This is a genomic window from Hymenobacter qilianensis, from assembly GCF_014489555.1.
Taxonomy (GTDB): domain Bacteria; phylum Bacteroidota; class Bacteroidia; order Cytophagales; family Hymenobacteraceae; genus Hymenobacter; species Hymenobacter qilianensis.
Genome location: NZ_CP060784.1, coordinates 625,068 through 644,114 on the forward strand (window position 1 = coordinate 625,068; position 19,047 = coordinate 644,114).

Below are 19,047 nucleotides of genomic sequence, written 5' to 3' on the forward strand. Positions count from 1 at the left end.
ATTTGATTGAATAGGTCGAATGATTTCAAGGAAATTACAGGCAATCTATCTAACCCTCACCTGCTTCCACCATGAAAAAATCAGAACAGGAGAAATCCGCTAAAAAGGCTAAAAAAGAGTCAGCTCCAAAAGCATCGAAGGCGGAGCGCAAAGCGGCAAAATCAACGATGCAAGCGACCAAGTCGCTGAACGACGACCGCACCGTGGAGAAAGCCAGTCAGAAAAAGGCACTCAAATCGGCGGCCAAGCAACTTCAGAAAGAACTGGATACGCGGGTAAGCGATGTAGTGAAACGCATTCGCAAAGAAACGAAAGCTAAGCTGAAAGAAGTAGTGAAGGAAGCTACGCGACGGCTGGATCAGGACACGGAGCGCATGTTTGAGGAAGCCCTGCACACGATAGTACGTCATTACGACTCAGCCGACACGACAACTGACACCCCAGTTGCTGCTGCGCCTACTCGTACGACGGACGTACGTAACCGCAAGCCAGCACCGAAGCCGTCCGTAACAACGAACAAGGATGGCAGTCCTCGTAAAAGCCGCGCCACTTTGCAAGCCACAGCAAGCACAGCGGCTTCGTCTAATGGCAGCTCACGCCGACCCAGCGCCAGCGCGCGCAAACCAGTAGCCACAACCGCTAAAACAAGCCGCAAGCCGGCCGCCGAAACGCCGGCTCCGGGCGCCGACACCAACGGTGCCAGCTAATTTTACTACCCCAATTAACAGGACGTAGAAAAGCCCCCAGCAAGTATTTCGCTTAGCTGGGGGGCTTTTTTTACGCTTTACCATTATTTTAGAAACCCGGCCGACGAATGGTATCGGCGGGGGCACCGCGCAAGCGGCGCAGTCGCGTTTCGGGCGTGCTGGTGTTAGGGTTGTTGGTGTTCACGTTTTCGATCCGCTGCCGGGAGTTGGTTCCGGCCGCCTGCTCACCCAGCTCCACCCGGCCGGGCGTTGCGTCGGGCACGGCAGCACGAGTGCCGATTCCGCTATTGTAAGCCGCCTGCCGGTCGGCATCCGTCCGAATTTCAGTGGGCAGCGGGGCGCGGTCAACTTCGGCTGCCTGCTCCTGGGTGGCAGTGCAAGCGACGCCCAGAAACAGCAAGCTACCCAGCCAAAAGGCGCGGTAAGGCAAGCCTAAACGATACGTAAACATAGATTTTGACTGAATGCTGGTTCGGCGGCGAGCCTGCATTCTTACAACGCAACCCAACAGCATTAAGTTGGACTTAGCCAGCGCCCGCTTCAGAAGAGTAATGCGGGGCGCGCTGGGGGCTTTTTTGAAAGGACTTACTGCTTCTTAAAATTCATCGCCGCCGAGTTCATGCAGTACCGAAGCCCCGTAGGGTTGGGGCCGTCGTCGAAGACGTGACCAATGTGGCCACCGCACTTGGCGCACACAATCTCGTCGCGCGACATGCCGTAGCTATTATCCTTCTGCACTTTCACGCTGGCCGCGGTGGCCGGAGCAAAGAAGCTGGGCCAACCCGTGCCCGACTCAAATTTGGTGGCTGAGTTGAATAATAAGTTGTTGCAGCCGGCGCAGTGATACACACCTTTTTCGTGGTTGTCGTTGTACTTATTAGCAAAAGGCCGCTCCGTACCTTGCTCGCGCAACACCTTAAATTGCTCAGGACTAAGCAGTTTTCTCCATTCCGCCTCCGTTTTGCGAACTGCAAATTCATCGGCTTTGTTGGTCATGGGCTGGGCCGTTGGATATGCTTTGGCAGCAGCGCCGGGATCGGTAGCTGCCTGAGCCTTAGCGGTTGCCAGCCCGTCTTTTTTCTGCGAGCAAGCAGTGCCCAACGTCAAAAAAGAAAAAGCCAGAATAAGGGCGGAGTTACGCATCAGGGGAAAGTGAGGGAAGTGTAAAACTGAAACAGATGAGTGGCGCGCCATTGCGGCAGCCACTGGCATAACATACGCTACCGGGCTTGGGTTCGGTTCGTGGGAGCGGGTGCTATTTCAGTTTCAAACAGTTAACATTTTCGTCACACTCATTTATCCGCTGACAATTGCGTACCTTTGCGCCCGCAAAAACCTTTGTATGCAGAACATTCGGAATATCGCAATTATTGCGCACGTTGACCACGGCAAGACGACGCTCGTGGACAAAATCATTCACGCCTCTAAGCTATTCGATGAGCACCAGCACTTCGACGACCTGATCCTGGACAACAACGATCTGGAGCGCGAGCGGGGCATTACCATCGTCTCCAAGAACGTATCGGTTCGTTATAAGGACGTCAAGATCAACATCATCGATACGCCTGGTCACGCCGACTTTGGTGGTGAGGTAGAGCGCGTACTGAAGATGGCCGACGGCGTGTTACTGCTCGTGGATGCCTTCGAAGGCGCCATGCCCCAGACCCGCTTCGTACTGGGCAAAGCCATTGATTTGGGCCTGAAGCCTATCGTGGTAGTAAACAAAGTGGACAAGGAAAACTGCCGCCCCGATGAGGTGCACGAGCAGGTTTTCGACCTCATGTTCAACCTCGGCGCTTCGGAAGATCAGCTTGACTTCGTGACCCTTTATGGTTCATCGAAGCAAGGCTGGATGAGCACCGACTGGAAAGTAAAGACCGACAACATCATTCCGCTGCTCGACGCGGTGGTTGCTTCTATTCCTCCCGCGCCTACTTTGGACGGCACGCCCCAGATGCAGGTGACTTCGCTCGACTATTCGTCGTTCGTGGGCCGCATCGCCATTGGTCGCGTACACCGCGGCACGCTGAAAGAAGGCGCCAACATGAGCCTGGTGAAGCGTGACGGCACTATCAAGAAAGTAAAAATCAAGGAGCTACATGTGTTCGAAGGCTTGGGCCGGAACAAGGTTGCGGAAGTTAGCTCGGGCGAAATCTGCGCCGTAACGGGCATTGAAGGTTTCGACATCGGTGATACGCTGGCGGATGCCGACAACCCCGAAGGCCTGACCGTTATCAGCATCGACGAGCCGACGATGAACATGTTGTTCACCATCAACAACTCGCCCTTCTTCGGTAAGGAAGGCAAGTTCGTGACCTCGCGCCATTTGCGTGACCGTCTGTTCAAAGAAACCGAGAAAAACCTTGCGCTGCGCGTAAAGGAAACCGATAAGGAAGATACATTTTTGGTGTACGGCCGCGGTATTCTTCACTTGTCGGTACTGATCGAGACGATGCGTCGTGAAGGCTTTGAATTGCAGGTGGGTCAGCCCCAGGTGCTGTTCAAAGAAGATGACAATGGCAACCGCCTGGAGCCAATCGAGCACTTGGTAGTTGATGTGCCAGAGGAAACTGCTGGTAAGGTTATCGAGCTGGTGACGATGCGTAAGGGCGACCTGACCATCATGGAGCCGAAAGGCGACTTGCAGCATTTGGAGTTCAACATTCCGGCCCGTGGCCTGATTGGCTTGCGTAACAACGTGCTGACGGCTACGGCTGGTGAGGCCATCATGAACCACCGCTTCCTGAGCTACGAGCCCTATAAAGGCGTAATTCCGGGTCGTATTGCTGGTTCGCTGATTTCGATGGATACGGGTGCCGGCACCGCGTATACCATCGATAAGATGCAGGACCGCGGCGAGTTTTTCGTTGATCCGGGCGAGGAAGTGTACGCTGGCCAGGTTATCGGTGAGCACACTCGTCCTAACGATTTGACCATCAACATCCAGAAAGGCAAGAAGCTCACCAACATGCGTGCTTCCGGCTCCGACGACAACGCCAAGATTATCCCGAAGCGTCAGTTTTCGCTGGAAGAGGCCATGGAATACATTCAGAAAGACGAGTATCTGGAAGTAACGCCTAAGTCGGTGCGGATGCGTAAGATTCTGCTGGACGAAAACGAGCGTTTGCGCTCAGCCAAGAAGGTAGACTAGTTTCTGCCAACATTATCTCTCCCTCAGAAGGGCGCAGCCAGTGGTTGCGCCCTTCTGTTGTTTCAAGGCCAGCGGCAGACATTTCGCTTAGTCCGGCTGTTATGAAGCAGTACGCGTTATTATGTCCTCTCCTATTTTGTTGAAATCAGCGCCAAAAAGCCCCCAAGCCTGCCCCTGATGCGGCAGCGGTGGAGCCAGTTGCTCTTTGCACACTGGCCCGTGGAGCCTGACTTGTTGCGGCCGTATCTGCCGGCACGGCTGGAGCTGGACTTGTTTGACGGGCAAGCGTGGCTGGGCGTGGTGCCATTTACCATGAGCCACATTCGGCCGCTGGGCTTGCCGGCTGTGCCGGGACTGCATCATTTGCATGAGCTGAATGTGCGCACCTATGCGCGCCTCGATGGTGTGCCGGGTGTCTGGTTTCTCTCGCTGGATGCCTCGTTGGCGCTGGGCGTGTGGGCGGCGCGCACGTTTTTCCATCTACCTTACCTGCACGCCCGCATGAGCCTGACGCAGACCGGCCCCACCCTGCGCGCCACCGCTGAGCGCACGCACCGGGACATTGCCCCCGCAACATTCGCGGCTACATGGACGCTGGGCGAAGCTTTGCCCGCGTCGCGGCCCGGCACGTTGCAGTATTTTCTCACCGAGCGCTACTACCTGTACACCGCCGGACCAGACTTGAAGGAAGAGGTGCACAACAACAACCTTTGGCGAGGCAAACTCTATCATGAACCGTGGATGCTGCGCGAGGCCAGCCTGTGCGAATGGGAATCTAACTTAGTAGAAAGTCATGGCTTGCCGACACCTAGTGGTGAGCCGCTCCTTCATGCCGCCGACCCCTTGGACGTGTGGGTGCAGGAGTTCAAACGGGTGTAATTTCCGGCTGATTTGCCCCCCAGTTGTGAAGTAACAAGCCGCTGATACGATATACACAAAGGGCTTACTTGCTTATACAAGCAAGTAAGCCCTTTGTGTATATCGTACGGTCAGGAGAAATTAGTGGCCCTGATCCGACTCATGACCCAGCACCGTCAGGCGCACCGGGCGCGAAGTTACTTTGTGCTTGGCTGCGGTGCTCAGGTCGCTGACCTTGATCTGGTGTACTTCGCCCAGGGAAGGCACGGCGATGTAAGCAAATTTCTCCGTGGCTTCCAGCATGGGCTTATAGGCGTCTGCGGCTGGGGTGGCTGGAATCACCGAGTTCTCTCTTTTGAGGGCGCCCGTAGCCAGATCGTACACGCGCAGCTTGCCGTCCAGGGTAAGCACGTGCAGGTTGTTGCCGGCGTAGTCGGGCTTGCACTGGAAGGCATCCGCGCCGGCGTAGATAGGCGTGATTTTGTCAGTTGTGATATCAATCAGGTAAGCGCCTTTCGTGGCCACGTAGCCGATGTATTTCTTGGCTCCTTTGGCGTAATAGATAGTTCCCAGGCGGAAAGCTCCGAAATCGGCCGGGTTCAAAATCAGGCGCTGCTCACCCGAGGCCTTTACGACCAATACGCTGCCGCTGGTGTTAGCCGTGGTGGTCCAGCAACCAAATACAGCGTTGCTACCATCGGTGGCATTGCCGTGGATATTACCTGTTTCCAGCTTGGCGGCCTGTACCTCAGCCCCGGCTTTGTTAATGATTTTGACGCTGGTGGGGCTTGCGCCACTAGCCTTGGCCATCGTAACGGCGTAGTTGCCATTGTCGAACTGGGCCATGGCGCCGTGGTGTGGCAGCAAGCCCACGTTTATTGCCTTGAATTTGGCCCCCGCCACATGAAATTCGACGTCATTGCCTACGCTCAGGGTTCCGTCGCCGTCGTTGAAAATCAGCGACTCCGTGCCTTTGCTCTTAAAGTGGGAAGGTCTCGCGCCCGTGGACGAAATGGCACCCCATTTAGGAGTTCCTTTCACATCTATATGGTCGTCGTGCGACTCCAGACCCGTATCGAACATCTCTACTAGGTTCTGATTGGCGTACATCACCGCCGCAAAGCGCCCTGAGGCGGTGGGGTAGAGGGTGGCTAGCGGAAACTTCGCGTTGAATGACTCAATGGCGGCCGTGGCGGGCGTAAGCTGAGTGAGAGTAGCCGCCTGTTCATCGGCTATCAGGACGCGCACAAAACGATATTCCTTACCAGGATCCGTGCTGGGCCTGGTGCTCAGTTCTTGATCATCATCGCAGGAAGTAAATACTGTTGCCGCCAAAATGGCTAAAGCAATTTTGGCAGAGAGAAAGTGGCGCATTGGTATTAGATAAAAGTGGCTTAATAAAATTGAATGGCTTTTATGCAACAATGCTGCAAGATGAGGCAAACTAAATATAATTGCAACATTGTTGCATAAAATATTCTGAGAATTCCATTACCCCCGCTTATCATCTATTTGACCACAAACGCTATTCTTACAGTGAACAATGACGATTAAGAAGATAAATACCAGTAGGACAGCTAAGAAATTACTAGGCTAATCCCTCACCATTATTCTTCTTACACAAGCTAATGACAGCCATAACTTGGCGCCTTACTACCCTGCTTGTAGCAGAATAACTGCTGAAGCCTTATCAGATGTGTGACTAGGTAAAATCAGTACAGGGTACAAGCAGCAGTTTTACCCCGATGGGCTATTCGCACTGCAGTGAAGTGGCAGGGAACAAACTTTTAAGTTAAGCCGAATAATATATAACCATCCAACAGTAGCTTGCAGTATGAACCATATACCTTTTGCTGCTAGCCTATTTTTACTTATTGTGTCGGGTTGTAGCTCCGCAGTGCAGGAGCAACGGGGAGAACCTCGCCAGAGCGAAACCGCGATGACTCCTCCGATATCGAGCCCGGTGGCACAACCTACCTTCAATAAGACGCTGAGTAAGAATAATTTTACGGCTGACATCACGTCATCCACCCCAAGCATTCTGAACCTCACCGCTCGTCGTGCAGAGAGGCAAATAGCCGCAATTCATGATTCGGTGGCGGGCGTAATTACCGAGGCTGTCATTACCGATTTGAATCTGAATGAGCTACCCGAAATCCTGATATTCGTGCGCGGCGTTGGTGCCAATCCTCTCGGACAAGTATACGGATTTGAGTTTGCGGAACAGGAGTGGGAGCGCTTTCAGTTACCTACTTTGCCTCCCGAAGCGGCAAGCGGCTATCAAGGCTTTGATCTGTTTAGGATAGCTGATAATTATTTGATGCGCACCTTTCCCGTTTTCCTACCCACCGATTCACCAACGCTACCTACCGGCGGTCAACGCACCATCCGCTATACCCTCGACCATACGCTTCGGCTAACGGAATTCAGCATCGAGGACCATCCTTAGCGAAGCTGGGGGCTTTTTTGTGGTGTAGCCAAGCGTTTATTTATCTACCATTATGGCAGCCTTCCGCTACGCGGCTTATACCCGGATGGGGCACGTTAATACCTAGTATATAAAAGTGACATATTTGCTTCGCTTGCGGCGCTAACTGTCTAAATTATAGCCTTATTTAGCACTAGATTTCCCAGGTCTGACGTCGGCTTACTGACGTGGCTGGAAGCCTATTCTCTACCTGTTGTTTATTCTAGTTTATGCGGCTGACTTTTACAGCTTTACTGAGCGTTTTTACCTTTCTGACCAGCTTTGCCAACGCTCCCGCAACATCGACCTTTCAATTTGTTGCCAACGCCGGTCAATGGCCTTCTCAGGTACAATTTGCTACGGCAGTGCCTGGGGGGCATTTATTTTTAGAAAACAACCAGTTTACTTACAACCTGCAGGCTCTGCCAGCCGAGTACAATCACTCAGCTAGTAGCGCGGCCAAAGCAATACAAGGCCACGCCTTTCGAATGCAGCTGGTAGGTGCTCAACTGAAGCCCAGGACGCTGGGCCAAGAGCGACAGTCGACCTATCACAATTACTTCCTGGGCTCCGATCCGAAGAAATGGGCCAGTAAGGTGCCGCTATTTGCCGTGGTGCGGTACGAGCAGGTGTACGCCGGCGTAGACATGGTGTGGCACTCCGTGGATGGGCATTTGAAATACGATTACGAAGTGGCCGCTGGCGCCGACCCCGGCCAGATTCGGATGCGCTACGAAGGGCTCGACAAAATGGAACTGCACGATGGGCAGCTTCGGCTTCATACCCAATTGGGAGTGCAAGCGGAGCAGGCGCCAATCGCGTATCAGGTGCTGGCCAATGGGCAGCGGCGCCCCGTAGCCTGTCGGTTCCGCCTCTACGACAACGAAGTGCGCTTTGAGCTGACCGGAAAGTACGACACCAAATTGCCGCTGATTATTGATCCGGCCCTCGTATTCAGCACTTACACCACCAACTCCACGTTTTTGTCGGCCAACTCGGCGGCGGGTGATGAGTACGGCAATATGTACACGGCCGGCTACACGCAGGATTCGACGTACCCGGTAACCATAGGTGCTTACCAAAGCCACCAGCGGGGCCAGAACCTGGGCATTTCAAAGCTCGACCCGACGGGCCGAACCGTGCTGTTTGCTACCTACTTAGGAGGCAACAGCGCCGAGTATCCGCTGGACATGACTATCACGGCCAAAAATGAGCTGATCGTGCTGGCGCTTTCGGGCTCCACCAATTACCCGGTGACTGCCACCACGTATGACAACACATTCAATGGCGGCCAGGATTACGTTATTTCCCGGCTGAGTGCCGATGGCGCTTCCCTTTTGGCCTCTACGTACTTAGGCGGCTCAGGCTTTGAGGCGGGCTCTCTTTCTTCGAGGCCCGCCACCGTTACCAGCACTCCTACAGGCGGCGTGCTGATTGGCGGGAACACGAACTCCACTAATTTTCCGGTGCGGAACGCGGTGCAGTCTACCCTCCGAAGCATCGGCACATCTGGTTTTCAGTCTGGCAATGACGGCTTTGTGACGAGCTTAAACGAAGCTTTATCGACGCTGCAATGGTCGACTTACCTGGGTGGCACGGCCGAAGATCAGGTGCACGACATCAAAGTAGCTCCCGATGGCAGCATCTACGTTTGCGGCCAGACGGCCAGCGCCGATTTCCCGGTGGGCAGCACCGGGCTGAACCGCACCTTTCGGGGCGGGCAGCTGGATGGGTTTCTGCTGCACTTGAGTGCGGCGGGCAACAACCTGTTGGGGGGCACTTTTCTGGGTACTACGGGCACCGATCTGGCCCGCTTCATCGACTTCGACTCGGATGGGCAGGTATTGGTTGCCGGAGGTACTGCGGGCAGCTACCCCGTTACGGATGGCGCATTCACCCTGCAGACGCCGAATACCGAGAAGGTGTTTATTCATTGCTTTAATCCGGCCCTGACCAGTACCATTTTCTCCACGCAGATTACCGCTGCCATCAGCGGGTCCATAGTTTCGTCTACGCTGATTACGGCCTTCAACCTCGACGCCTGCAACCGTATCTACTTCTGTGCTTACGGCAGCACCAATAGCTCCCCCGTCACCTCCGATGCTTTTTCCACCGCTCAGCGCAGCATCTATTTAGCCGTTTTAAGTCCGGGTGCCCGCCGCCTGGAGTATGGCACCTATTTCGGCGGACCTGCGAATGGAGGAACGCACTTACACGCGGCGGCATCCAACGAAATCACAAAGCAGGGCGTGCTGTATCACATCGAGTGCACCACTACCACGAGCTTCACCACGACGCCGGGCACCTATGCTCCCACCAAAACGGTAGGCACCAATAGCGGAGCAGCATTCAAGTTCAACATGCTGCCTGCGGGTGCTTCGCTGCCCACGCTGACGGCCGCGCTGCCGCCGGTACCAGTGGGCTGCGCGCCCTACACGGTTCAGTTCAGCAATGCCGGCAGCGGAGCCGAAACCTACGAGTGGGACTTTGGCGACGGTAGTCCGCTGGAAACCTCGGCCACGCCAGCCCACCGTTTCGAGCGCCCTGGCACGTATCAGGTTCGGCTGACCGTGACGCGCACCGGGGGCTGTGGACCGCAGCGCCTGACAACCACGACGACCGTCGGAGTTACCAATCAGGCAGCGCCACTGGTATCCGCGGTGGCGGCCGTGCCGGCGGGTTGCGCCCCGTACACGGTTCAATTTCAGAATACCAGCACCAGCACCGGCCCGGTTCGCTACGAGTGGAATTTTGGCGACGGCAGCATGGAGATCGGAATTGCCCCCCAGCATCGATTTACCGTGCCCGGCCGCTATGTAGTACGGCTGACGGCTGAGCAAGCCAGCCCTTGCGGCACGCAACGCAGCGTTAGTGAAACCGTTGTTGTCGTCGATCCGCCGGCGCCGGCGCTCGTGGCTAACTTTCAGGCACCTACTGCAGTCTGCGTGACTACTCCCGTAGAGTTTGTGAGTACCGGCGTGGGGGCAATGCGCTACCAGTGGAACTTTGGGGATGGCACTCCACTCGAAACATCGGAAAAGCCGCTGCACCGCTTTCCGCGCGCGGGCACCTACCAGGTGCAGCTCACGGTGAGCCTTACAAACGTGTGCGGCAACAAGCAGGAAACCATCCGACGCAGCATTGTGGTGCAGGATCCGCCGACGCTGGTGGAGCGCATCGACTCGCTGGACTGCCGTGCCCAACTCACGCTGGATGCTGGTATTACGAGCAACAAGTATGAGTGGTCGACGGGGGAAACGACGCGCTCTATCATTGTGAAGAAGGCCGGTACGTATCGGGTGAATGTGACAACAAATGCCCCCTGCCCTACTACAGTTGCCTTCACCATTCAGCCCGCCGGGGAGCGGAATATATTCAACATCATTACGCCCAACGGCGACCGGCGCAACGACACGTTCGTGCTTCCCTCGGAGCTTGGTGTACCGGAGCTGCGCATTTTCAACCGTTGGGGCCAAGAGGTGTACCAGAGCGCAGCTTACCGCAACGAGTGGCAAGCCGAAGGCCAACCGGCGGGCGTCTATTACTACCAAGTGCGCCAGCCTCAGTGTGCGCTCACGCTCAAAGGTTGGGTTGAGGTTATTCGCTAACGGCTACGTAGGCCTCAGATTTGCCCCCCACGCTGGCGTACGGCCTCAAACGTCATGATAGCCGTGCAGGTGCTCACGTTGAGCGAGTCGATATAGCCGGCCATCGGAATCTTGATTTGCGCATCGGCCGCCGCGAGCCATTCGTCGCTGAGGCCGGTGGCCTCGGTGCCCATCACAATGGCGCTGGGGCCGCTGAAATTCATGTTGGTATACAACCCGGTGGCGGCGGGAGTGGTGGCGTAGCTGCGAATACCGTGTTGGCGCAGCCAGGCGACTACCTCGGCGGTGGGGCGGCCACCACCTGATTGGTAAACACGCAGCCAATGCTGGCCCGAATGACATTGGGATTGTAGAGGTCGGTGCGCGGGTCGCACACGATCACGGCGTCTACGCGGGCCGCGTCGGCGGTGCGGAGCACGGCGCCCAAGTTACCGGGCTTTTCCACTGCCTCCAGAATAATCAGGAGCGGGCTGGGGGGCAATTTCAGGTCGGTGAGGGCGCGGCGCGGTGGGCGGGCCAGGGCCAATATGCCATCGGAGCCTTCGCGGTAAGCCACTTTCTCAAACACCGTTTTCGAAACCGTAAAATACTCCGGGCGGGGGCAAATAACGTTTCCAACTCCCGCTGCCGCGCCGGCTCAGCTAGCTCCGGGCACACAAACAACGTGGTAACCTCCACGCCGGCTTGCTGGGCAATAGTCAGCTCGCGGTAGCCCTCAATGATGGTCAGGTTTTGCTGCCGACGCTCAGCGGGCTTCTGCTGCAAGCGCAGCAGGTTCTTGATGCGCGGATTCTGGGGGCTGGTAATCGGTTCGGGGGGCATTTTTCCGAGGAATAAAAGAAGGCTGCGTGGCCGTGCAGATAAGCTGGCCGGCACACAAAGGTAGAAGCAAAGCCGGCCATCCATCAGCACTTGGCTTGACCACTGCGCCTATAAAAGTGCGAACTTTACTTTTTACACTCTCCATCGGATCTAGTTTCTTACTTCTACCTAAACTCAAGTGCGGCTGAATCTTAATACGAAAATCAGGCTGGGCTTTGGCATTGCGCTGGTTGTGCTGCTGCTTACTTCCCTGTTCGCTTATATGAGCATACAGCAAGTGGCTTATTACACCAATCGGGTGGAGCACACTTATAAGGTGTTGCAGCACACCACCGATCTGCGAACCCAGGTGCGCGATGCGCAGGGGGCAATTCGCAGCTATCTGCTGATGGGCGACAAAGCGTATCTCGGGAATTATGACAACCTGGTGAGCGACATCCACAGGAATTATGAAAGCCTGCGGCATCTTACCTTCGACAACCCCGACCATCAGCGCCGCTTAGATACGCTTGGGACTCTTATGGCCCAGGAAGTTCTGTTGCTGGATGCTTGGCGGCAACGCCCACCCACCCTCTACGCGGCCCGCGACCTAGTGCGTGGCGACCGCCGCCAGTTGGAGCAGATTCGGGCGGTTATTGCACAAATCAAGAACTCGGAAGACCTGCTGCTGCGTGAGCGTACGCGCAACCGCGACATTTGGGAGCGTACGGCTCCGCTAGCCATTATCGGGTCAGCGGTGCTGACTATTCTGCTGGTACTCTGGCTGTTTAGCCGCATCGTGCAGGAGCTTAAGGAGAAGGAAAGCCTACAGACCGAGCTGGCCGCCGTGAACTTCAATACCACCCAACGTATCCGGCTTATTGAAAACCTGGCTGAACAGGTAGTGCTCGGTGATTACAAGGTCAAGATTCGTGATAAGGAGCAGGATAGCCTCGGCAAGCTGGCCGGCTCCCTCAACCGCATGACCCAAACCCTCGACTATACCTTTGAGGCCTTAAACAAGCGTAATCTGGAGCTGGACCAGTTTGCTTATGTAGCTTCCCACGACCTGAAAGCGCCGCTGCGCGGTATTGGGGCTCTGGTAAAATGGATGGAAGAGGAATTGTCGCACGAGCTGTCGGTGCAGATGCGCGAGTATCTGGCTATGCTGAAGGGCCGCCTCACCCGCCTCGATGACCTCATCAACGGCCTGCTGGCGTATGCACGCGCCGGCCGGACGCAGCCACTCCCAGAGGAAGTGGACGTGCGCGGGCTGGTAGCGGAAGTTGCCGAAATGGTTGTGCCGCACGGCTTTACCGTTGATTTGCCCCCAGCCTCCCTCCCTTCCTCACCGACCGGCTTAGTCTGCAACAGGTATTTACCAACCTGCTCAGCAACGCCGTTAAGCACCACCACAGCGGCCAGGGCCATCTGAGTATCGGGGTACAGGAGCTGAAGAAGGAATACGAGTTCAGCGTGACCGACGATGGCCCCGGAATCGCGCCGGAGTACCACGAAAAAATCTTCCAGATTTTCCAGACCCTGCGCGACCGGAATACGGCGGAGAGCACCGGAATCGGGCTCAGTATTGTGCGCAAGATCATTGAAGAACATAAAGGCAGTATTCGTGTACAATCGGTACCGGGTCAGGGTGCTACCTTTGTATTTACGTGGCCCAAAACGCTGGCACCTGTTTCTCAGGTAATCACACCAGCTACTGTTCTCTTTTAGTATCTGTTCAGCAAGCATTTATGCGTTCTATTCTTCTTGTCGAAGACGATTTCTTTGATACAATGATTGTGGAGAAGTCCTTCGCCAAATTCAGTGTGCAACACAAGCTCTATACCGCCTTCAACGGCATTGAAGCGCTGGATATGCTGCTCGGACGCAATGGTCAGGAGGCAATGAACCCGTTGCCGGAAGTGATTCTGCTGGATTTGAACATGCCCAAAATGAACGGGCACGAGTTTCTGGAGGAGCTGCGCAGTCAGCCCAAGCTGCGCGATATTCCCGTATTCATCACCACCACTTCCGCTATGGACGTGGACCGGCTAAATGCCCAGAACCTGGGCGTAGCCGGCTATATCTTGAAGCCCATCGACTTCGAAACGTCTACCGATATGGTTGACAGCCTGAGCTTGCTGGAAAAGCTGCTCAAGTAGACCTGACGGCGCAGGACGCTGGATGGGAGCCTGTGCTCGTAACACAGCAGCGAGATATGCAGCAGCGTCGGCTCAAATTAAATGGGGATTTGCGGCACCACAACGCAACGCCGGGGGCTTGTGTGGCTCTTGTGTATAAAAGCCTCCCCGGCGTTCATTCAACGCGCATTTTAGCAGATAACTCCGGCCTTGCTGGCCGGTGAATTAATTGGCTTGGTGGGGGCTTTTCGGCATACTAAACCGACTTGTTCTATAGTTTTGTGAGCCTATCTTGCTGTTCACCTTACCGCCTTTTGCCTGCATGTCCAGCCGCTTTTTTCTTCTGGCTTTTCCCTTGTTAGCGCTGAGCTCGGCGCCTGTGCTGGCCCAGGATGCCCCGCGCGAGCTGAACACGCTTCCTCAGCCCACGGCGCCAACCACCGCACCCGCTCGCACCACCCCTCCTTCTACGGTCAACAGGCCCCCGGTACTCCCCGACTCGGTGCGGGCCGAGCAACAGCGCCGGCGAGAGGTTGCGCCGCCCGTCGAAACCACTCGCTTTGCGGTGGGCCTCAAAGATGGCCGCGTATTTCAGGCCTACGATGTCGAAACCAAGCAACCCATCTTCGGCAAGCCTTTTCTGCTGTTGGATGGGGAGCAGCGCCTCGACCTGAACACCGTCAGCTACTACGACGACGAAACCGGCCACTACGTGCGCACGGTGCTGCCGGGCCGCTCTACCCGCGAGGCCACCCTGCGCCGCGACCGGGTAGGCCGCATTAGTCTGTATTCCATCACCAATACCCAATACGCCGGCAACTCGCCTTACGGCTATAGTCCCTACGGCTTTGGGCGCTACGGCTACGGCGGTATGGGCGGCTTTGGCGGCCCGATGTACCGCACCACCAAAACCGAGTATTTCAGCAAAGACAACGGCCCGATTGAAGACCTGAACCTGCGCAACCTCAGCATTGCCACTTCTGACTTTGCCGCCAGTCGGGGCTTGCTGGAGCAGGCACGCAAGTACCAGACCTACAGCACGCTGAGCTACGTGGCTGCGGGCGGGCTGGTAGCGGCCGGCTTGTTTGCTTCGTTTACCAGCGCCTCGAGTGGGCGGCCCAGCGTGTCGCCGCTGGTGTACGCGGGCATGCCGCTGCTCATTGTGCCGCTTATTATGCAGAGCAAGCAGCAGCGCCATATTCGCCAGGCCATTTCGCTCTATAACCGGGGGAATAACTAAGTGGTGGCAACCTCGGCGGGGCTGGCTTGCGTAGGCTGTACTTGTGGAAACCCTCGCCCCCAATTTTCCCCCCGACTTTGCCGCCCGCCAGGCGAAAGCCTTACTGGTGCACGAGCGCCTGTGCGCCGAGTACGGGGCGCCATTTCGCTTTTTCAGCTCCAAAGACCCACTCAGCGAGCTCATCAGCGCCTTGCTTTCGCATCGCACCCGCAACCAGGAGTCGCATAAGGCTTACCAGCAGCTGGTGGCCCGGTTTCCGACCTGGGAAGAAGTGCGCGACGCCCCCACGGAGGAGGTGCAGGCCGCCATCAGCCCGTGCACCTGGCCCGAGCAAAAAGCCCCCCGGATTCAGGCGGTCCTGCGCGAAGTCAGTACGCGCTGCGACGGCCCCTGCGACCTGGAATTCTTAGCCGAGGTGCCGGTTACGGAGGCGCGGGCGTGGCTGGAATCCATTCCGGGGGTGGGCCCCAAAACCAGCGCCGCCACGCTGCTCTTCAGCACCTTGCGCTTACCAGCCATGCCCGTCGATAGCCACCATCACCGCGTAGCCCAGCGGCTGGCGCTTATTGGCACCAAAGTAGGCACCGAGGCGGCCCATGCCCTGTTAGCTGAGCTTTTGCCCCCCGACTGGTCGGCGCAGGAGGTGTACGACCACCACGAAGCCCTGATGTTTCATGGGCAGAAATGCTGTTACTTTAACGCGCCGGCTTGCCAGCGCTGCGTGGTGCTAGATCAGTGCCCGTTTGGGCAGGCACGCAGGAGTGGCGCGCGTGCTAGTGAGCCCGCTGCCGCTGGTAAGTAAGCGCTGTTTATCTTTCGTCTTTCACTCTCTCCTTTCCTACAATGAAACCGACTTACGGCGTACCCGCAATCTTCTCCTTCTTCATCCCCGGCTTGGGTCAACTCATCAAAGGCCAGATTCTGAAGGCATTTTTGATCTGGGCTCTTGGCGGTGTAATTGGCTTTTTACTGGCCTGGACGCTGATTGTACCGTTCCTGATCTGGGCCTGGAACGTGTATGACGCCTATAATGCGCCCGCATAAGACACGCAAATCCTAGGTTTGCAACGTATAAGCAGGCGAAGCTTTAAATAGCTACGGGCACCGCAAGAGAAGGCGGAGTGTGGTGATGCTTGCTTTCCATTTTCTCCGATTGCTCCACCACTTCCTGCTTTTTGCGCCGCAGCTCTTTGTAGTCATCCCACTGAAAATCCTGCAAAAAAGCTACGGCTCCGCGCACGCCTATCCGAAAGAGAGCCCGCATTTCTTCGGGTTTCATATCGAAGTCGAGCCAGTTGTAGCCCTTCACGTCGAGACAGTACACCAAGTGTCGATAGTCGGCGTTCAGGTGAATGAAGTCGAAGTCGTATTGGGTGCGGGCGGTATCAAAAATGGCCCCAGCAGCTGCAAAAACGACTTGGTAGGCTGCACATCATTGCGGTCCAGCCCTAGCTTCACCCCGAAAGTAGGGGCTTCGGGCATACTGTGGGTATTATGGAAGAGGTTAATCGGGAAGTTGGACATAATGCCTCCATCAATGAACAGCACCTGCTTCGGAATGGGGCCCATGTAGCCATGATTCCGCCATGCTTGCTGGTATCGGTCGAGTTCGGCCGCTGATGTTTGAGTTGGCTTGGAGCCGGGAATATTTTTGACCTCAAACGGCTCGAAGAAAAATGGAATCGACATGGACGCCCGCACCAGATTGGCGGGGTGCGTCTGATCCGGATGATGCCAATACAGCTCAGCCATCTCCGGAAATATCGCCTTGGTTTGCGTGCTGATATCGGCGGCCACAATGGCTACGCGCTCCAACGACGGCGGATTGTACTCGCTACTGGGACCGCCATTTTCGGGCCGACGCCACAAGCCACCGGGGGGCAATTTTCGGCGCAACGCTTTGAGAGCTGCAATGCTGGACACTTGCTTCTCATCCAGCAGCTCAGCTATCCAATCCAGAAAATGGTCGCCGGGGTTCAGGCCTTTGTGGTCGCGCAGATTGTCGATTACTTGCAAGCCGCTGGCCCCAGCTTCGCCAGATCGACGCGGTTGCGCAGCCACGCGCCGGGGCCGTTGCCAAGGCGGGTTTTGGCACGGGCAAACAGGTCGGCAATGAAGCGTTTGGCGTCGATATCACCATCCACGAAGTCATAAAAGTTCTTGTTGGCCAGCTGCCGGATAATCCAATCGGTGCTGGCTTCGTCGCGTGGCCCGGCCGCCGCCATGAGCAAGGCATTGATGGAGCCCGCCGAGGTACCTCCCAGCCGCAAAAACCGAATTCCTGCCTTTTCCAGCGCGTACACATAGCCGACCAGCGCAATGCCCAGCATGCCGCCGCCCTCCATCACTAAGTCCACGTATTGATGGCCCTGCTGGTCCGTGATATCGGAAATAGACCAGCCGGGATTGTCTTGAATAAAGGTTTCTAGCTCCAGTATGGCAGTAGCTACTTCTCGGTCGGCGGTAAAGTAGGCGGGGCTCAAGCCTCGCGATGAAGGTTGGGGCGCTTTCATGGCGACGATGGAATAAGGAGACGTGGTGGATAACTCAAAAAAGCCCCCAGAAGCCGGGGCATAGCACTAGCAATAGGTATAGGATGGGGGCAGGTAGCAGCGCTGGGATGGGTGGTGCAGCCCGTATCTTCACGCACCATTTGTCGGCCTTTTGCAGCTATGTCGTTCGCTATTCTTCATCTCAAAGCCAAGCCCAACGGTCGCCTCAATCAGGTGCAGGTAGCGGCCGATGGCGGCCTCATGGTGCGGCTCAAAGCGCCGGCTCATGCTGGCCAGGCAAATGCTGAGTTGGTTGCGTTTCTGGCGGAAGTGTTTGGGGTATCAAAATCCAGCGTCACCATCATAACGGGCCATACGGCGCCGTTCAAAAAGGTCAGGCTAGACGGCCTGAGCGAGCAGGAATGCCAGCAGGTGCTGGCGCGGTATCGGGCCTAAAAAAGCCCCCAGAAGACTTTACTGCAGTTTCTAATGGAATGAAGAGTACTTTTCTTCTTCGCGTAGTGTTCCCCTCGAACAATCGAGGACCGTGAGCGTCAGATTCGAAAAGGCTGCATTTAGCTATGCAGCAAAAACCACTCTTAGGTTTTATAAATCTTAAAGCAAGTCTACTGCTTACCTGTAATTATGTTAATATAAATTTATAATAATTTTAGACATAAAACTCGGCTTCACATCGTATAGCTGTCGACTTCCGTACAGTTCCAGCAGTTTTACCCGCTTTCAAACCAAGGCTTTCCGAACAATTCTACTTTCCATTTCTATGACCTTCCCTACTTGGGCAATGGCTGGCTTCTGGGGCTTAGTGTCGGGGTCGGCGCTACTGCTCGGGGCAGCTATCGGCTACTACGCGCATGTACCCCAGCGCCTCATTGCGGCAATTATGGCCTTCGGCAGTGGGGTGCTCATATCAACGCTTTCGCTGGAGCTGATGGAAGAAGCCTTCGAAAAAGGCGGTTTCAATGCTACTGCTATTGGTTTTGTTAGCGGAGCACTCATTTTTACCCTGGCAAACTGGCTGCTTGCCCGCCATGGTGCAAAGCACCGAAAACGCTCCGGTCATCACCAGCACGTCGAACGCAAGGCTGTGAAAGCCGGGAAAACAGAAAACAGCGAGCCCGGCGATGATAACAGCATGGCCATGGCCATAGGCGCCTTACTCGACGGTATCCCCGAGAGTATTGTTATAGGGTTGAGCCTCTTAGCTGGTGGGGCCGTGAGTACGGTAGCAGTAGTAGCTATTTTCATGTCCAATCTACCCGAGGGCTTGTCGAGTGCTGCGGGCATGAAAAAGGCCGGGCGCTCGGCGCGCTATGTGTTGCTGCTCTGGGGCAGCATTGCTCTCGTTTCGGGCGTGGCTTCACTGCTCGGCTACACGGTGTTCAGCAATTTCTCACCCCAGGTAGTATCGGCCACTACAGCTATAGCGGCGGGGGCCATTTTGGCTATGCTCGCCGATACCATGATTCCGGAAGCCTTCGCGGTGGCGCACAATTTTACGGGCCTGATTACGGTGCTCGGCTTTCTGGCTTCCTTCTTTCTCAGCAAAATGGTCGAATAGCTT

General features: G+C 55.9%; 22 protein-coding genes. 13 read left to right on the forward strand and 9 right to left on the reverse strand.

The annotated features are described in order from the left end of the window. The first annotated feature begins 71 nt into the window (after positions 1–71). Positions 72–707 carry a hypothetical protein gene (locus H9L05_RS02855; RefSeq protein ID WP_187732948.1) on the forward strand — a complete coding sequence of 212 codons (636 nt, stop codon included), beginning with the start codon at positions 72–74 and terminating at the stop codon, positions 705–707. Positions 708–795: 88 nt separating this feature from the next. On the opposite strand, the gene H9L05_RS02860 is transcribed toward H9L05_RS02855, so the two are convergent. Further along, complete coding sequence (locus tag H9L05_RS02860; RefSeq protein WP_187732949.1) at positions 796–1,158, reverse strand: hypothetical protein; 363 nt, start codon at positions 1,156–1,158, stop codon at positions 796–798. A 134-nt stretch (positions 1,159–1,292) separates the two neighbouring features. After that, positions 1,293–1,850: a peptide-methionine (R)-S-oxide reductase MsrB gene (gene msrB / locus H9L05_RS02865; protein ID WP_187732950.1), complete on the reverse strand. Its 558-nt coding sequence runs from the start codon at positions 1,848–1,850 to the stop codon at positions 1,293–1,295. Positions 1,851–2,049: 199 nt separating this feature from the next. Here msrB and typA point away from each other — a divergent pair, with 199 nt between their 5' ends. Continuing rightward, complete coding sequence (gene typA, locus H9L05_RS02870; protein WP_187732951.1) at positions 2,050–3,858, forward strand: translational GTPase TypA; 1,809 nt, start codon at positions 2,050–2,052, stop codon at positions 3,856–3,858. Between the two features lie 168 nt (positions 3,859–4,026). After that, positions 4,027–4,737 (forward strand): YqjF family protein, encoded by a 711-nt coding sequence (locus H9L05_RS02875; RefSeq protein ID WP_394368480.1) that lies wholly within the window; start codon positions 4,027–4,029, stop codon positions 4,735–4,737. Positions 4,738–4,857: 120 nt separating this feature from the next. Here H9L05_RS02875 and H9L05_RS02880 read toward each other — a convergent pair whose 3' ends face one another. Further along, positions 4,858–6,090 carry a DUF5046 domain-containing protein gene (locus H9L05_RS02880; protein ID WP_187732953.1) on the reverse strand — a complete coding sequence of 411 codons (1,233 nt, stop codon included), beginning with the start codon at positions 6,088–6,090 and terminating at the stop codon, positions 4,858–4,860. Positions 6,091–6,655: 565 nt separating this feature from the next. Here H9L05_RS02880 and H9L05_RS02885 point away from each other — a divergent pair. Both H9L05_RS02885 and H9L05_RS02890 read left to right on the forward strand, forming a co-directional pair. Then, the gene (locus H9L05_RS02885) at positions 6,656–7,165 is read left to right on the forward strand and encodes a hypothetical protein (protein ID WP_187732954.1); all 510 of its coding nucleotides are present in this window, start codon (positions 6,656–6,658) and stop codon (positions 7,163–7,165) included. A 248-nt stretch (positions 7,166–7,413) separates the two neighbouring features. Beyond that, on the forward strand, positions 7,414–10,791 hold the full coding sequence (locus H9L05_RS02890) for a DUF7948 domain-containing protein (protein WP_187732955.1): 3,378 nt from the start codon (positions 7,414–7,416) through the stop codon (positions 10,789–10,791). Positions 10,792–10,805: 14 nt separating this feature from the next. Here H9L05_RS02890 and H9L05_RS02895 read toward each other — a convergent pair whose 3' ends face one another. From H9L05_RS02895 to H9L05_RS23000, 3 genes are read right to left on the reverse strand one after another with little or no spacing between them, the layout of a single operon-like run. Further along, on the reverse strand, positions 10,806–11,165 hold the full coding sequence (locus H9L05_RS02895) for a TrmH family RNA methyltransferase (RefSeq protein ID WP_262892614.1): 360 nt from the start codon (positions 11,163–11,165) through the stop codon (positions 10,806–10,808). Next, positions 11,066–11,317, reverse strand: a complete 252-nt coding sequence (locus H9L05_RS24695; RefSeq protein WP_262892615.1) for a TrmH family RNA methyltransferase — start codon at positions 11,315–11,317, stop codon at positions 11,066–11,068. Before H9L05_RS24695 ends, H9L05_RS02895 begins: the two co-directional genes overlap by 100 nt. Further along, positions 11,275–11,613 carry a hypothetical protein gene (locus H9L05_RS23000; protein WP_223284695.1) on the reverse strand — a complete coding sequence of 113 codons (339 nt, stop codon included), beginning with the start codon at positions 11,611–11,613 and terminating at the stop codon, positions 11,275–11,277. Before H9L05_RS23000 ends, H9L05_RS24695 begins: the two co-directional genes overlap by 43 nt. A gap of 178 nt (positions 11,614–11,791) precedes the next feature. Between H9L05_RS23000 and H9L05_RS02900 the strand changes: the two genes are divergently transcribed. The 6 genes from H9L05_RS02900 to H9L05_RS02925 all read left to right on the forward strand — a co-directional run bounded on the left by H9L05_RS02900 (position 11,792) and on the right by H9L05_RS02925 (position 16,017). Further along, complete coding sequence (locus H9L05_RS02900; protein ID WP_187732956.1) at positions 11,792–13,027, forward strand: sensor histidine kinase; 1,236 nt, start codon at positions 11,792–11,794, stop codon at positions 13,025–13,027. Next, entirely contained in the window at positions 12,979–13,323 is a 345-nt protein-coding gene (locus tag H9L05_RS02905; protein ID WP_262892677.1) for a sensor histidine kinase, read from the forward strand. Before H9L05_RS02900 ends, H9L05_RS02905 begins: the two co-directional genes overlap by 49 nt. A gap of 20 nt (positions 13,324–13,343) precedes the next feature. Further along, positions 13,344–13,754: a response regulator gene (locus tag H9L05_RS02910; protein WP_187732957.1), complete on the forward strand. Its 411-nt coding sequence runs from the start codon at positions 13,344–13,346 to the stop codon at positions 13,752–13,754. A 301-nt stretch (positions 13,755–14,055) separates the two neighbouring features. Beyond that, positions 14,056–14,973: a hypothetical protein gene (locus H9L05_RS02915; RefSeq protein ID WP_187732958.1), complete on the forward strand. Its 918-nt coding sequence runs from the start codon at positions 14,056–14,058 to the stop codon at positions 14,971–14,973. Positions 14,974–15,016: 43 nt separating this feature from the next. After that, a complete protein-coding gene (locus H9L05_RS02920) occupies positions 15,017–15,775 on the forward strand; it encodes an endonuclease III domain-containing protein (RefSeq protein ID WP_187732959.1) in 759 nt (252 codons plus the stop codon). Between the two features lie 41 nt (positions 15,776–15,816). Beyond that, positions 15,817–16,017 (forward strand): hypothetical protein, encoded by a 201-nt coding sequence (locus H9L05_RS02925; protein ID WP_187732960.1) that lies wholly within the window; start codon positions 15,817–15,819, stop codon positions 16,015–16,017. Between the two features lie 43 nt (positions 16,018–16,060). On the opposite strand, the gene H9L05_RS02930 is transcribed toward H9L05_RS02925, so the two are convergent. The 3 genes from H9L05_RS02930 to H9L05_RS24705 are packed head-to-tail and all read right to left on the reverse strand — an operon-like array spanning position 16,061 to position 17,456. Further along, the gene (locus tag H9L05_RS02930; protein ID WP_187732961.1) at positions 16,061–16,300 is read right to left on the reverse strand and encodes a hypothetical protein; all 240 of its coding nucleotides are present in this window, start codon (positions 16,298–16,300) and stop codon (positions 16,061–16,063) included. Between the two features lie 17 nt (positions 16,301–16,317). After that, on the reverse strand, positions 16,318–17,034 hold the full coding sequence (locus H9L05_RS24700; RefSeq protein WP_187732962.1) for a patatin-like phospholipase family protein: 717 nt from the start codon (positions 17,032–17,034) through the stop codon (positions 16,318–16,320). Next, positions 16,980–17,456: a patatin-like phospholipase family protein gene (locus tag H9L05_RS24705; protein ID WP_262892616.1), complete on the reverse strand. Its 477-nt coding sequence runs from the start codon at positions 17,454–17,456 to the stop codon at positions 16,980–16,982. Before H9L05_RS24705 ends, H9L05_RS24700 begins: the two co-directional genes overlap by 55 nt. Before the next feature lie 189 nt (positions 17,457–17,645). Between H9L05_RS24705 and H9L05_RS02945 the strand changes: the two genes are divergently transcribed. Both H9L05_RS02945 and H9L05_RS02950 read left to right on the forward strand, forming a co-directional pair. Further along, on the forward strand, positions 17,646–17,921 hold the full coding sequence (locus H9L05_RS02945) for a DUF167 domain-containing protein (RefSeq protein WP_187732963.1): 276 nt from the start codon (positions 17,646–17,648) through the stop codon (positions 17,919–17,921). Positions 17,922–18,246: 325 nt separating this feature from the next. Then, the gene (locus H9L05_RS02950; protein WP_187732964.1) at positions 18,247–19,044 is read left to right on the forward strand and encodes a ZIP family metal transporter; all 798 of its coding nucleotides are present in this window, start codon (positions 18,247–18,249) and stop codon (positions 19,042–19,044) included. Positions 19,045–19,047: the final 3 nt, after the last annotated feature.

Bases quoted from the DNA above. Each gene is read 5' to 3' on its own strand.
- H9L05_RS02855 (WP_187732948.1), top strand. From the start codon at position 72: ATGAAAAAATCAGAACAGGAGAAATCCGCTAAAAAGGCTAAAAAAGAG.
- H9L05_RS02860 (WP_187732949.1), bottom strand. From the start codon at position 1,158: ATGTTTACGTATCGTTTAGGCTTGCCTTACCGCGCCTTTTGGCTGGGT.
- msrB (WP_187732950.1), bottom strand. From the start codon at position 1,850: ATGCGTAACTCCGCCCTTATTCTGGCTTTTTCTTTTTTGACGTTGGGC.
- typA (WP_187732951.1), top strand. From the start codon at position 2,050: ATGCAGAACATTCGGAATATCGCAATTATTGCGCACGTTGACCACGGC.
- H9L05_RS02880 (WP_187732953.1), bottom strand. From the start codon at position 6,090: ATGCGCCACTTTCTCTCTGCCAAAATTGCTTTAGCCATTTTGGCGGCA.
- H9L05_RS02885 (WP_187732954.1), top strand. From the start codon at position 6,656: ATGACTCCTCCGATATCGAGCCCGGTGGCACAACCTACCTTCAATAAG.
- H9L05_RS02890 (WP_187732955.1), top strand. From the start codon at position 7,414: ATGCGGCTGACTTTTACAGCTTTACTGAGCGTTTTTACCTTTCTGACC.
- H9L05_RS23000 (WP_223284695.1), bottom strand. From the start codon at position 11,613: ATGCCCCCCGAACCGATTACCAGCCCCCAGAATCCGCGCATCAAGAAC.
- H9L05_RS02910 (WP_187732957.1), top strand. From the start codon at position 13,344: ATGCGTTCTATTCTTCTTGTCGAAGACGATTTCTTTGATACAATGATT.
- H9L05_RS02915 (WP_187732958.1), top strand. From the start codon at position 14,056: ATGTCCAGCCGCTTTTTTCTTCTGGCTTTTCCCTTGTTAGCGCTGAGC.
- H9L05_RS02925 (WP_187732960.1), top strand. From the start codon at position 15,817: ATGAAACCGACTTACGGCGTACCCGCAATCTTCTCCTTCTTCATCCCC.
- H9L05_RS02945 (WP_187732963.1), top strand. From the start codon at position 17,646: ATGTCGTTCGCTATTCTTCATCTCAAAGCCAAGCCCAACGGTCGCCTC.
- H9L05_RS02950 (WP_187732964.1), top strand. From the start codon at position 18,247: ATGACCTTCCCTACTTGGGCAATGGCTGGCTTCTGGGGCTTAGTGTCG.